The following is a 12,738-nucleotide window of genomic DNA, read 5'->3' as shown; positions in this document are numbered from 1 at the left end:
CGTTTGAGCCCCAAACCGCGCGTTTTTAGCCCCAGGCGGCCCGCTTTAACGAAGCGTTATGCTGCAATGCGGCAATTCGAATGCTGCCATGCAATGGCATGCATGGACAGTGGCATCTGGTATACATAGATTGCCTCTCGAAATGAGACAGCACTACTGACTGTCTCGAGAAAAGGAAATTCCGATGTCCAAGACCGCTTCCGTCGCGCTCGCGCCCTCCGCCTCGCTGTTCGCCCGCTTCATGTCCGCCGTCGACCGCTTTCTGATGGCGAGCGCCGAGGTCTCCAACCGCAACGGCGATTTGCCCCGCTTCGGCCTGTAAGAGCCAGGACGAGCGCCGGCGCGTCGAATTGTCGCGGCGGTTGTAAAACCAGCGAACTCCTACTTTTGAAGAATGGCCCTGCTCTGCGGGGCCATTTCTATTTGGGAATCGGCACATTTGCGCAGCCTCGCAAACGAGGTTGCGTCATAAGCGCACAATGGGCCGGCGCGCGCTTGAAGCTTGGCATAATGAATACAAGAATGCCTCCAACGCTCGCTCAAAAAAACAGAAGCGCTATTGGAGGATTCATGACGGACATGGTGCAGACAACAACGGCTCCTACCGCTGCACGCGTCAGCGATACGTATCGCTGGGCACAACTGGCGATCGGCGTGGCGGCCATGGTGATGATCGCCAATTACCAATATGGCTGGACGTTCTTCGTCCCCGACATCCAGAAGAAATTCGGTTGGGATCGCGCTTCGATCCAGTGGGCATTTACGCTGTTTGTTTTGTTCGAGACCTGGCTGGTGCCGGTCGAAGGATGGTTTGTCGATAAATACGGTCCGCGCATCGTCGTGCTGGTCGGCGGCGTGCTCTGCGCGATCGGCTGGGCGATCAACGCCGAGGCCACCACACTCAACGGCTACTATCTCGGCATGATCGTCGCCGGCATCGGCGCCGGCGGCGTCTACGGCACCTGCGTCGGCAATGCGCTGAAATGGTTTCCCGACAAGCGCGGTCTCGCCGCGGGCATCACGGCCGCCGGCTTCGGTGCAGGCTCTGCGCTCACCGTTGCGCCGATCCAGGCGATGATCAAGGACAGCGGTTTCCAGACCACCTTCCTCTATTTCGGCCTCGGACAAGGCATCATCATCTGCATTCTCGCCTTCTTCCTGCTGGCGCCGAAGCCGGGCCAGGTGCCGAACGTGGTGGCGAACGCCGCGCTGGTTCAAACGCGGCGCAACTACCAGCCGACCGAAGTTCTGCGCCAACCGATCTTCTGGTTGATGTACTTCATGTTCGTCATCGTCGGCGCCGGAGGCTTGATGGTGACGGCGAATTTGAAGCCGATCGCGGTCGACTGGAAGGTCGACGCCGTGCCGGTCACGCTGATCGGCATGACCATGACCGCGGTGACGTTCGCAGCGACCATCGACCGCGTGCTCAACGGCCTGACGCGTCCGTTCTTCGGCTGGATCTCCGACAATATCGGCCGCGAGAACACGATGTTCATCGCCTTCGGCATGGAAGGTTTTGGCATCTGGATGCTCTATCTCTGGGGCCAGGATCCGATCTGGTTCGTGATCCTGTCGGGCTTCGTGTTCTTTGCCTGGGGCGAGATCTACTCGCTGTTCCCCTCGACCTGCACCGACACGTTCGGCGCAAAATTCGCGACCACCAATGCCGGCCTGCTCTACACCGCGAAAGGCACCGCCGCGTTGCTGGTGCCGCTCGCAAACTATGTGCAGCAGACCTCCGGCCATTGGGACAACGTGTTCATCCTCGCGGCCGGCGCCAACATCCTGGCCTCGCTGCTGGCGTTGTTTGTGCTCAAACCCTGGCGCAAGGTCGTGGTCGCGCAATCGACCATCTGAGCTCGCTCGCACAACACCATCCCGCGCACGACGCCCGGCCTCGCGGCCGGGCGTTTTCGTTTTGTGCGAAGCAGCAATTATTCTTTATATCCGAACGGAATTGCGCACTTTCCTGGAGGCGCTTCGAAGATAGGGCTTGCATTCTGGAATATGGTATACCAAGCTTCCTGCTGCGCTTGCGACGATAAGACACAATGTTTGCGACATCAGGTCATCTTGGCATTTGATGTCGACCAGACAGGCGCTTGGGAGGTTGTTGATGATGTCCAGCACGGACGGCGCGGTAACCGCTGCGCCCTTACGAACCGGTTTCCGTTGGCTCCAGCTCGGCATGGGCATCGCCTGCATGGCGATGATCGCCAATCTGCAATATGGCTGGACGCTGTTCGTCGATCCGATCGACGCGGCCCATCATTGGGGACGCGCGGCGATCCAGCTTGCTTTCACCATCTTCGTCGTCACCGAGACGTGGCTCGTGCCGGTCGAAGCCTGGTTCGTCGACAAATACGGCCCGCGCATCGTCATCATGTTCGGCGGCGTGATGATCGCGCTGTCCTGGGTTCTCAACTCCTATGCTGACTCGCTTCCCCTGCTCTACGCGGCCGCGGTCGTCGGCGGCATGGGCGCGGGCGCGGTGTACGGCACCTGCGTCGGCAACGCGCTGAAATGGTTTCCCGACCGCCGGGGTCTCGCCGCCGGCGCGACAGCCGCGGGCTTCGGCGCGGGCGCCGCGCTGACCGTGGTGCCGATCGCGATGATGATCGCATCGAGCGGCTATCAGCAAGCGTTCCTCACCTTCGGCATCGGCCAGGGCCTGATCGTGTTCGTGCTCGCCTTCTTCATCCAGCCGCCGCGGATCTCGATTCCGCCGAAGAAGAAGCAGCTCAATCTGCCGCAGACCAAGATCGACTTCACCCCGCCGCAGGTGCTGCGTGCTCCTATTTTCTGGGTGATGTACCTCGTCTTCGTCATGGTCGCCTCCGGCGGCCTGATGACCGCGGCGCAGATCGCCCCGATCGCGCACGACTTCAAGATCGCCGATACGCCGGTCACACTTCTCGGCTTCCAGATGGCGGCCTTGACCTTCGCGATCTCGCTCGACCGCATCTTCGACGGCTTCGGCCGCCCGTTCTTCGGCTACGTGTCCGATACGATCGGCCGCGAGAACACCATGTTCATCGCCTTCGGCACCGCGGCGGTGATGTTGCTGACGCTCTCGGCCTACGGCCACATTCCGATCGTGTTCGTGCTCGCGACCGCGGTTTATTTCGGCGTGTTCGGCGAGATCTACTCACTGTTCCCCGCCACCTGCGGCGACACCTTCGGTTCGAAGTATGCGACCACCAACAACGGCATGCTCTACACCGCGAAGGGCACCGCCGCGTTGCTGGTCCCGCTCGCAAGCGTGATCTCGGCCGCCTATGGCTGGAAGGCCGTGTTCGTGGTGGCGGTGGCATTGAACGCGACGGCCGCGCTGATGGCGCTGTTCGTGATCAAGCCGCTGCGCCGCTCCTTCATCCTGGGCAAGGAAGCCGAGAGCGCCAACACCGCAACGGCGAGTGCCGAGACCAGAGCCAAGACCGGGACGGCGTGAGCCGCCACACTCCGGCACGTCGGTCAAAAGGGGCGCAGCGATGCGCCCCTTTTTCTTTGGCGCGCGACGACAAACGTCAGCATTGCTGCCGCAAGAATTTTCGGATCAGCCAAATCCAGCGCTTGACGATTGGCATTATGTATACCACACTTCCCTCGTCATTCACCCAAGGAGGTTGCAATGCTGGTCGGAGACATTCTGCGTAAGAAGACGCCGCGCGTTGTCACGGTGCGAATGAACGAAACAGTGGGTATCGCCGCCAAGCTGATGCGGGCCAACAACATCAGCGCGCTGGTGGTGAAGGACGTGGTCCGCTCGGAAGGCAACACGGCCGTCGGCATGTTCACCGAGCGCGACGTGGTGCGCGCGGTCGCCGAGCACGGCACCAATGCCGTCAACGTCAAGGTCTCACAGCTCGTCTCGGTGCAGCAGCTGGTCTCCTGCACCTCGTCGGACACGATCGAGCACGTCAGGCATCTGATGAACCGGAATCACATCCGGCACCTGCCCGTGATCGACGACTACAGCCTCGTCTCCGTCATCAGCATGCGCGACATCGCGGCTGCTGTTGACGAAGCGACCAACAGCACGTCGCAAGCAGCCTAAAGCGCGACCACTCTTCCCCTGCGACTGCCGGCCCCGGCTCGGAGACCTCCGAGCCGGACCGGATCTTTCGTCCCAAATTCCGGTACCCCCGCGAGGATTTCATGAAGATCTGCATCTACGGCGCCGGCGCGATCGGCGGATATCTCGGCGTGCAGCTGGCGCGCGCAGGCGCCGATGTCAGCCTGGTCGCACGCGGCGCGCACCTCGCCGCGATGCGCGAGCACGGCCTGACGCTGCTCGCCGGCGAGGAGAAGCACACGGTCTATCCGCGCTGCACCGACAATGCGGCCGAGCTCGGCGTGCAGGACTACGTCATCGTCACGCTGAAGGCGCATTCGATCACAGGTGTGATCGAGAAAATGCAGCCGCTGCTCGGACCGCACACCCGCATCGTTACCGCCGTCAACGGCATCCCCTATTGGTACTTCCACAAGCACGGCGGCGATTACGAGAACGCGACGCTGGAGAGCATCGATCCCGGCGGGCGGCAATGGCGCGAGCTTGGGGCCGAGCGCGCGATCGGCTGCATCGTCTATCCCGCAACCGAGATCGAGGCGCCCGGCGTGATCCGCCACGTCTACGGCAATAATTTTCCGCTCGGTGAGCCCTCCGGCGAGATCAGTAGCGACGTGCAGCGCCTCGCCGACTTCTTCGTCGCGGCCGGCCTGAAGGCGCCGGTGCTCGACCGCATCCGCGACGAGATCTGGCTGAAGCTCTGGGGCAATGTCTGCTTCAACCCGATCAGCGCGCTGACCCACGCCACGCTCGACGTGATCTGCACCGATCCGTCCACACGCGCGCTGTCGCGCGCGATCATGGTGGAGACGCAAGCCATCGCCGAAACCTTTGGCGTCAAATTCCGCGTCGACGTCGAGCGCCGCATCGAGGGCGCCCGCAAGGTCGGCGCGCACAAGACCTCGATGCTGCAGGATCTCGAGCGCGGCCGCCCGATGGAGATCGACCCGCTCGTCACCGTAGTGCAGGAGATGGGCCGCCTGACCAGGATCCCCACACCGGCACTCGACTCGGTGCTGGCGATGGTGACCCAGCGCGCCCGCGTCGCCGGCCTCTACGACGGTGTCTCCTCGCCATCAGATCCTCGCGCACTGGCGGTGGCGTGATGGCTGGCGAGATGAAACAGTGGCTCCGCTTCCGCCACGCCGGCACCACCGGCTTCGGCACGCTGACCGCATCTGAGATCAGCGTGCATGAGGGCGAGATGTTCGGCCGCAACTCTGCGACGGGTAAGACGCTGGCGCTGTCAGAGGTCGAGCTGCTCGCGCCCTGCGCGCCCAGCAAGATCGTCGCGCTCTGGAACAATTTTCACGCGCTCGCGGCAAAGCTCAATCAGCCCGAGCCGCCGGAGCCGCTCTATCTGCTCAAGGCCACCACCACGATCACGACGCCCGGCGCCGTGATCCGCCGTCCCTCCTATTACGACGGCAAGACCACCTATGAGGGCGAGCTCGGCATCGTCATCGGCAAGACCTGCGCCCGCGTTTCGCCTGCCGAGGCCGACAGTTTCATCTTCGGTTACACCTGCGTCAACGACATCACCGCCAACGACATCCTGACCAGCGATCCCACCTTTCCCCAGTGGGCCCGCGCCAAGGGCATCGACGATTACGGCCCGTTCGGCCCCGTCATCGCGACCGGCCTCGATCCGGCAAAGCTCACCGTCCGCACCATCCTCAACGGCGCGGAGCGGCAGAACTATCCGATCTCCGACATGATCTTCAGTGCACAAGCCCTCGTCAGCAAGATCTCCCACGACATGACCCTGCTCCCCGGCGACCTCATCGCGGTCGGCACCTCGGTCGGCGTCGGCGTCATGAAGGAGCCGGTCAACACGGTGACGGTGGCGATCGACGGCATCGGCGAACTGACCAACGAGTTTCGGCTGTAGGAGGCGAGGACGTTAGACGTCCAGGTCGGTTTGCGCGTAATTGAGGAAGTACCCCGTGAACACCGTCGCCCCCAAATAGGCAAACGCATCGGTCAGTTGCTCATCGTTCCAGCCGCCTTTCTGAGCTGCTTTCCAGGTGGTGTCGGCAACATGTCCCGAATTGGCAGCCGCTTCCCTCACCAGCCCTGCCAGCACATCGATTTTGGCGTCGCTTGTCGAAGTGCCCGTCGCTAAGGCCGTGACCTGCTCTTCGGTCCAGCCATTCATCTGGGCGAGCCGACTGGCGATACGGGTCATGTAGTTGTTGCCGACCCCAGCCGCAGCCGCGAGAGTCAGGGCCGCACCCACCTTCGGATCGAAGGTCGTGGCGGCAAGCGCAGCGCGTAGCGACGTATACGCTGTCAGGACCGCCGGAGAATGCGCCATCTGGGCATGCAGGTTCGCGGGGCGTCCCATCGGGGTGGCCTCAACGATCTTTTGCAGGAGCGCCCGCGATGCAGCGGGGGCGTCCTCGACTGTGTGGGTTGGGATCCGGCTCATCGGTATCACCTCATTTATGGGTTGCTGGATGCATCGCGCGTGCGGACGGATCGGCGCCTTGAAGAAGCGCGTTCCAATCCTGCGCCTTCGCCCACGACTCGAAGTCGTGAAAGGCGACGTCGGGGAATTCACGGCGGAGCGCTGCGCGATCGAATGCGAAGCCGACACGGTCAAACCACTCGTACATCTTGGCGCCGTCTTCACCCAGGCGTTGGCGGATGACGTCCAGCGGGACCTGGAAATAGGTGAACGGCCGGCCGGTGACACGCGAGAGCATGGCGAGAACGTCGTTGCCCGTGAGTTCATCGCCCCCGAGGTCGAAGCGCTTGCCTGCAAAGCGGCCTGGGTCCTCAAGGAGACGAACGGCGACGGCGCCGATGTCCGCGAGGGCGACTTGCGCGAGCGGCCTCGTTGGCGGGAGCGGCGCGGCGTAGATGCCCTTCGCGAGTTGCTCTTTGCCGAAATAGAGGTTTTCCATGAAATAGGCGGGCGCCAGGACCGTGGCGCGCACGCCGATCCTGGCGATGTGCTTCTCGACCTCGTATTTGCTGTCGAAGTGCGGGACTCCCGTCTGTCGATTGGCAGAGCCGACGGAGGTGAAGACGAGATGTACGCCTGCTGCCTTGGCCGCGTCCGCGGCAGAGATGCCCTGTCGCGTCTCGGCTTGCGGACCTCCTTCGAATGGCGTGGTCATCGAGAACAGCGAGGTCGCTCCCTCGAGCACCTTCGTAAGCGCGGCTGTATCTTCGAGTGACGCGCGCACGAGCGTGACACCGGCGCTGGCAAGCGCTCTCGCCTTGGCGGAGTCGGTATCGCGCGTGACGGCGCGAACCTCATGGCCGCGTTCGAGCAGGTTCTTCACCACCGCGCCACCTTGTTGGCCTGTAGCCCCCGTGACGACAACAGTAAGCTTCTGGCTCATGACCACTCTCCTCTCACTGTGCGGATGCGGCGTGGCGCCCGGTTTGCAGCGTCCGGCTCCACCAGGACAGGTCATCCAGCAGAGCGACTGCCGCCTGTTCGAGATGCGGAAAATCCGCGAATTCCTTGCCCTGCTGCCAGATGGCGAGGAACTCGGCCATGCCGACGTTCACAGACTTGAGGATCGGGCGCCATCTGAAGTTCGACGGCAACCATGCGCAATTGCTCGATGGCGCGTGCGGCGCCGACGCCGCCATAGCCGACGAAGGCCGCCGGCTTGCGGTTGAATTGCTGGAAGGCGTAATCCAGCGCGTTCTTCAGCACTGCGCTGTATCCGTGATTGTATTCGGGCGTGACGAAAACGAGCCCGTCAAGCAGGGTGAGCTTCGCTGTCCAGCGCTCAGCGACGTGGTGCTTTGGTGGCATCCAGGCTGGCGATGCCGGTTCATCGAAGAATGGCATCGGGTAGTCGCGCAGATCGACAATTTCGACGCTGAGATCGGTGCGGCGGGCCGCAATCCTGTGAAACCATGCGGCCGCCCGCTCGCTGAAGCGGCCCTCTCGCGTCGAGCCGACGACGATGCCGATATGCGGGATCTTGGGCATGTGGGCTGTTCCTTTCAGGGCTGATCGAACAATCGGGGACGGAGTGCGTGTCCCGCTGCCCGCTACATGGCCGTCGCATGTTTAATTGACTACATGGGGATATCGGATTTAACTCCCCCATTTTTCGAAGGAATGTCGACGATGCTCGACCTGAATGATATCGGCCTGTTTGTACAGGTCGTTCGCTTCGGTAGTTTCGCGGAGGCCGGACGCCGTCTGGGGATTCCCGCCAATACGGTCAGCCGGCGCATTCAAGAATTGGAGGAGCAGCTCGGCACTCGGCTGATGCAGCGATCAACCCGGAAGCTGAAGCTCACCGATGCCGGGCACGAACTCTATCGTCATAGCGCTGTGGCCGTGGACGGACTGCAACAAGCGGGAGAGGATCTGATTGCCGGGGCGCGGGTACCCAGGGGGCTGATACGTGTGGCGATGCCCGCCGACTTCTTCGACTTCTACAGGATGGAATGGGTGGCCGAATTCCTGGCCTCACACCCACTCGTGCGTGTCGAGTTCGTGTTAAGCGACGCCACGGTCGATCTTATCGAAGAGGGCATCGATGTTGCCTTCCGAGGCAATGCAACGCGTGGTCCGAACTATGTTGTGCGCAAGATCCAGAGCCGCTCGATCGGACTTGTCGCCAGCCCCTCCTACCTCACCGCGCGCGGGACGCCAGCCACATTGCAGGACCTGACCCGTCATGACTGTCTGTTCGTGCCACAGGCTCGGGACTATGCGACGTGGCGCCTTCAAGGTCCCGACGGCACCGACGAGGAGGTGACCGTTACCGGCCGCGTGATGGCGAATACCGCGCAAGCGATCCGAAAGGCGGCGATAGCAGGCCTCGGCATCGCGCTAACTCCGATACTGGGGACGGCCGATTTTACGGCCGGCCGACTGGTGCCGGTATTGCCCCAATACGCGCGTCGCAATCTCGGCATGAGCGTCGTCTACCCCAACCGGGCTCACCTGCCATTGGCCGTTTCAGCTTTCATCGATTCCGTCGTCGGCAGGATGCGGGCCGAAATAGTCAGCGCACAGGGATTGCAGTAATTCGCGCCAGTGCCAACCGATGACGGGCATACGCGCTCTCCCGCGTTCTCGGATGAGACCGACGAACGTCGCAGTTGGGTCGGAAGCGGTCAAAACCTATTCGCGGGGGGTAGATTGAGGGTCCGCAGGTTTTGCACAGCCCCCGCCCCCAAAATAATCGGCAACCCGCCCGGCCCTTGATCTCGGTTCCGCTCTCCAATAGCAATCATGGCGAGATTGTGCCGGCGTGGGGGCGTCACGATGTGGCTGTTTTTCCTGGTTGCCTGGGCTGTCCTGCTCGCCGCCATCGCGTTTCTCGCCCCGCAGGCGTTTGGATACGACATCACTCATCTGCCCGTCGCGTTTTCGGGCCTGCCGATGCCGCAGCGCATCGCAGTCGGTGCGATCCTGGTGGTCGGGCTGGCGCTGATCGGCGCCTCGGCCTGGCGGCTCTCGCGCCAGGATCGGCGCCTCGACAAGCTGCGCGACCGCCTCAAGAAGACCCGGGAAGACGTCGTCGTCGCCCACGCCCTGCAAAATCACCTCGATACCACCGTCCAGCACTTGATCGAGAGCGATCCCAGGGAGGCCGTCTCCGCGCTGCACGACAAGCTCGGCGAGACCGAGCAGCGCGCGCTGCTCCAGCAGGGCCGCAACCAGTCCACCGACATGCACGATCAGCTCGCCGAGATCCGCCGCCGCCAGCAGGGGCTGCGCGAGATGGTCGGCAAGGTCGCCGATCAGCGCCGCGCGGTCGAGCCTGTTTTTACCGAGATCCGCGACCGCCAGAACCAGCTCGAACGCGCGCTGCTCGACCTCGAGACCGACGACCGCAAGAACAACCTCGCCGACCGGCTGAAGGACATCGCCCGTGACGTATCGACGCTGCTGGGCCGGGTCAACGCGGTGCAGGATACGTTTGCGACGCTCAACCAGTACAAGGAAGATCTGGCAAAATCCCATGCCGAGCTGGTGCCGCTGCGCTCATCGGATGCCGGCATCAACGCCCTGATCGGCGAGCTTGGCCTCAGCCATGACCGCCTCGCCAAGAGCGTCGACGAGATCGAGGCCGGCGGCGAGACGCCGCTCAGCGCACGCGTCGAGACGCTGTCGAACAACAAGATCGAGATCGAGCAGCGCCTCGCCCGTATCGACGACAGCGCCAACATCCTCAAAACCATCCGGCTCGATTTCGAGGAGCTCGGCCAGCGGCGGGCTCAGCTCGAACGCTCGCTCGCCGATGTCGAGACCGATCCGGACGGCACGACGCTGGTCGACCGCCAGAACGCGCTGAACGATTTTGTGCTCCAGTCGCGCCAGCGCCTCGGCGCGTTGCAGGAAACGCTGGCGACGCTGAACGCCTTCAAGACGGAGCTGTCGAAATCGCAGGCCGATCTCGTGCCGCTGAAGGCGCCGGTGTTCGGCATCGAGGCCATGATCGCCGATGTCAGCACCACCCGCGATCTCCTCGCCAAAACCGTCGGCGAGATCGAGGCCAACGGCGATGTCACCCTCACCTCGCGCGTCGATGCGCTGACCAAGAGCAAGCGCGAGGTCGAAGATCGCCTCGCCCGCATCTTCGAGAATTTCAACGCGCTCGATGGCTTGCGCAAGGACATCGGCGGCATCTTCTCGACCATCCGCAACAGCCTGAACCGGATCGGGTGAAGGCCGAACGACGGACCGGTTCGAACCGCAATTAATCTGCCTGCGACGAATCGCACATGCGCTTCATCCTCGGCCTCCTGTCTGCCCTGCTCGGCGCACTCGCCGGCTGGTCCGGCCTTGCCGCGCTGGTGGTCATGCTGGCGGGGCCGGACCGCGATGGCGGCATCGCCATGGGGGCCTTCTTCGATATCGGCCCGATCGGCGGCGTGGCCGGCCTGATCGCCGGCATCTGGTTGTTCGTGCGTTTCGGTCTGGTCCGGGATGCGACGCCACAGCCGCCTGCGGAAACCACCGGTGCCGCGCCTCACCGCGCCACGCAGCTCTCCTTCCCCTTTGCCGCCACCGTGCTGCTCATCGCGTCCATCCTCGGCTATTGGGGATGGTACGAATTCATCCGCTCGCCCAATCTCAGCCACGGCTTCATGACGCTGCAGATCGAGTTTCGGCTTCCCCCCGGCATGGCCCTGCCGGACAAGGAGGAGGACGTGCATATCGAGGTCGAGGAAGCGACGGGCTATGCCAACGCGATGTTGCCGGCGAACTGGCGCGCGCATGACGGGGACCGCAAGGCGATCATTTCCACGGCGTCTCTGATGTACAAGACACGCCACCGCGGCGTCAGCCTGACGCTCCCGGGCGTGCCGACGCAGCGCTGGCCGATCGATCTCGGTTCCGATCCCGATCCGACCCCCGGCTTTTCGCCCTGGCGCACCGCGAGCGAGCCATCGCCAGCCAAGATCGAGATGCATTTCCGCCTCACCGCCGATCGCTGACGCGGCGTTCCGAAACATTTTTGACACACATCACTTCTGCGCGTGCCCGATCAATGCCGCCAACAAGCCGCGGGGGTGCCGCACTGTGGTCGCATTCGGCCGCCCTTGTGTGAGACGTGTCTGGGGGCACGGCTCAGCCGTGTTTGGACCAAACCTGCTAGGGGTATGACTGTGAAGAAGATTGTAATTGTTCTGGGTGCGACGCTTGCTCTGGTGACGGCTGCGAACGCTGCGGATCTGCCGCGCCGCCAGCCCGTGCCTTATCCGGCCGAGCAGGCCCCGATCGGCAAGATGCCGATTGGCAAGAGCCCGATTGGCAAGGCCCCGATCGGCAAGGCGCCCGGCCCGGTCGCAGCGCGCTACTGAGGCGCAAAAACCTGCGTAGCCGGCCGACAGTCGAGGGGCACACGTGACGAACAAACCTGATCGATCGGGATTCTGCATCCTTGCAGGTCTCGCTCTTGCGGCCATGGCCGCATGCACGATGCCATCGGCCTCGGCCCACGAAGCGAACAAGCGCGTTGCCGATGCAAATGCGCTTGCCACGACCGACTCCTCATCGCGACAGGCGCCGCAATCGACGCGGCGCCCCGTCGCGCGTGCGGAGAAAGGTCCGTACTACGTCGATTTCCGCGCGCGGACGGCGGCGAGCTGGGGCCACGCCTTCGTCTGGTACGGCAAGACCAGCGAGCGCGCCGTCGAGGTCGCAGGCCTCACGCCCAAGGGCGACACCTTGAGTTACGTGCTCGGTCACCTCACCTGGGTGCCATCCGAGACCGGCGCGAGCTACGGCGATCTCGATCCGGACTATCTGACCGCGAGCTATCGCGTCTATCTGAACGAGGCCGACGCCAAGCGCGTGTTCGCCTACATCAAGAAGCTGCAGGCAAGCTCGCCGGTCTGGAATGCCGAGACCACCAACTGCACCGGCTTCATCGGCGACATTGCCGAGTACATGGGACTGAAGGTCCCCTATCGCTGGCAGCGCCCGGAAAACTTCGTCAACAGCCTGAAAGACATCAACGGCGGCCGCCAGATGGTGCGGTTGTCGGCGGAGTAGCTGAAGCCTCGTAGCCCGGATGGAGCGCAGCGAAATCCGGGACCAGTGTCGCTCAGTTGCGAGAACCCCGGATTGTGCTTCGCTCCATCCGGGCTACGACACCAGCCCCGCACGCAAATTATCCGCCCCACGGAATCACATCCCTTCTTCGCATGATCGCCCTGCCTGCCCC

14 protein-coding genes and 1 pseudogene are annotated in these 12,738 nt (G+C 63.3%); 11 read left to right on the top strand and 4 right to left on the bottom strand.

The features are described 5' to 3' along the window. Positions 1-184: 184 nt before the first annotated feature. The 6 genes from FXB40_RS48000 (at position 185) to FXB40_RS20610 (ending at position 5,966) form a co-directional block, all read left to right on the top strand. Positions 185-322 carry a hypothetical protein gene (locus FXB40_RS48000; protein ID WP_187437014.1) on the top strand — a complete coding sequence of 46 codons (138 nt, stop codon included), beginning with the start codon at positions 185-187 and terminating at the stop codon, positions 320-322. 248 nt (positions 323-570) lie between these two features. Then, positions 571-1,860 (top strand): oxalate/formate MFS antiporter, encoded by a 1,290-nt coding sequence (gene oxlT, locus FXB40_RS20630; RefSeq protein WP_148774012.1) that lies wholly within the window; start codon positions 571-573, stop codon positions 1,858-1,860. A gap of 259 nt (positions 1,861-2,119) precedes the next feature. Further along, positions 2,120-3,454, top strand: coding sequence for an oxalate/formate MFS antiporter (gene oxlT / locus FXB40_RS20625; protein WP_148774011.1), 1,335 nt, complete (start codon positions 2,120-2,122; stop codon positions 3,452-3,454). A gap of 180 nt (positions 3,455-3,634) precedes the next feature. After that, positions 3,635-4,060, top strand: a complete 426-nt coding sequence (locus FXB40_RS20620) for a CBS domain-containing protein (RefSeq protein WP_148774010.1) — start codon at positions 3,635-3,637, stop codon at positions 4,058-4,060. A 101-nt stretch (positions 4,061-4,161) separates the two neighbouring features. After that, positions 4,162-5,181 (top strand): 2-dehydropantoate 2-reductase, encoded by a 1,020-nt coding sequence (locus FXB40_RS20615; RefSeq protein ID WP_148774009.1) that lies wholly within the window; start codon positions 4,162-4,164, stop codon positions 5,179-5,181. An 11-nt stretch (positions 5,182-5,192) separates the two neighbouring features. Next, on the top strand, positions 5,193-5,966 hold the full coding sequence (locus FXB40_RS20610; protein ID WP_187437013.1) for a fumarylacetoacetate hydrolase family protein: 774 nt from the start codon (positions 5,193-5,195) through the stop codon (positions 5,964-5,966). A gap of 12 nt (positions 5,967-5,978) precedes the next feature. On the opposite strand, the gene FXB40_RS20605 is transcribed toward FXB40_RS20610, so the two are convergent. From FXB40_RS20605 to FXB40_RS50140, 4 genes and pseudogenes are all read right to left on the bottom strand, one after another. Then, a complete protein-coding gene (locus FXB40_RS20605; protein WP_148774007.1) occupies positions 5,979-6,506 on the bottom strand; it encodes a hypothetical protein in 528 nt (175 codons plus the stop codon). Positions 6,507-6,516: 10 nt separating this feature from the next. Continuing rightward, on the bottom strand, positions 6,517-7,428 hold the full coding sequence (locus tag FXB40_RS20600) for an NmrA/HSCARG family protein (RefSeq protein WP_148774006.1): 912 nt from the start codon (positions 7,426-7,428) through the stop codon (positions 6,517-6,519). A gap of 13 nt (positions 7,429-7,441) precedes the next feature. Next, positions 7,442-7,588 carry a hypothetical protein gene (locus tag FXB40_RS50145; RefSeq protein WP_347339771.1) on the bottom strand — a complete coding sequence of 49 codons (147 nt, stop codon included), beginning with the start codon at positions 7,586-7,588 and terminating at the stop codon, positions 7,442-7,444. An 85-nt stretch (positions 7,589-7,673) separates the two neighbouring features. Next, positions 7,674-8,033, bottom strand: a pseudogene (locus FXB40_RS50140) (NADPH-dependent FMN reductase); the annotation flags it as partial. A gap of 141 nt (positions 8,034-8,174) precedes the next feature. On the opposite strand from FXB40_RS50140, the gene FXB40_RS20590 reads away from it, so the two are divergent. The 5 genes from FXB40_RS20590 (at position 8,175) to FXB40_RS20570 (ending at position 12,566) form a co-directional block, all read left to right on the top strand. Beyond that, on the top strand, positions 8,175-9,086 hold the full coding sequence (locus FXB40_RS20590; RefSeq protein ID WP_148774005.1) for a LysR family transcriptional regulator: 912 nt from the start codon (positions 8,175-8,177) through the stop codon (positions 9,084-9,086). Positions 9,087-9,326: 240 nt separating this feature from the next. After that, positions 9,327-10,733 (top strand): hypothetical protein, encoded by a 1,407-nt coding sequence (locus FXB40_RS20585; protein ID WP_187437012.1) that lies wholly within the window; start codon positions 9,327-9,329, stop codon positions 10,731-10,733. 56 nt (positions 10,734-10,789) lie between these two features. Continuing rightward, entirely contained in the window at positions 10,790-11,506 is a 717-nt protein-coding gene (locus FXB40_RS20580) for a hypothetical protein (RefSeq protein ID WP_148774004.1), read from the top strand. Positions 11,507-11,671: 165 nt separating this feature from the next. Further along, positions 11,672-11,872 carry a hypothetical protein gene (locus FXB40_RS20575; RefSeq protein WP_148774003.1) on the top strand — a complete coding sequence of 67 codons (201 nt, stop codon included), beginning with the start codon at positions 11,672-11,674 and terminating at the stop codon, positions 11,870-11,872. 43 nt (positions 11,873-11,915) lie between these two features. Then, complete coding sequence (locus FXB40_RS20570) at positions 11,916-12,566, top strand: hypothetical protein (protein WP_148774002.1); 651 nt, start codon at positions 11,916-11,918, stop codon at positions 12,564-12,566. The last annotated feature ends 172 nt before the right edge of the window (positions 12,567-12,738 follow it).

It is taken from the genome of Bradyrhizobium rifense, assembly GCF_008123425.1.
Taxonomy (GTDB): Bacteria; Pseudomonadota; Alphaproteobacteria; order Rhizobiales; family Xanthobacteraceae; genus Bradyrhizobium; species Bradyrhizobium rifense.
Note: the sequence above shows the minus strand (reverse complement) of the source record. Positions and strands in the feature narration are given on the sequence as shown.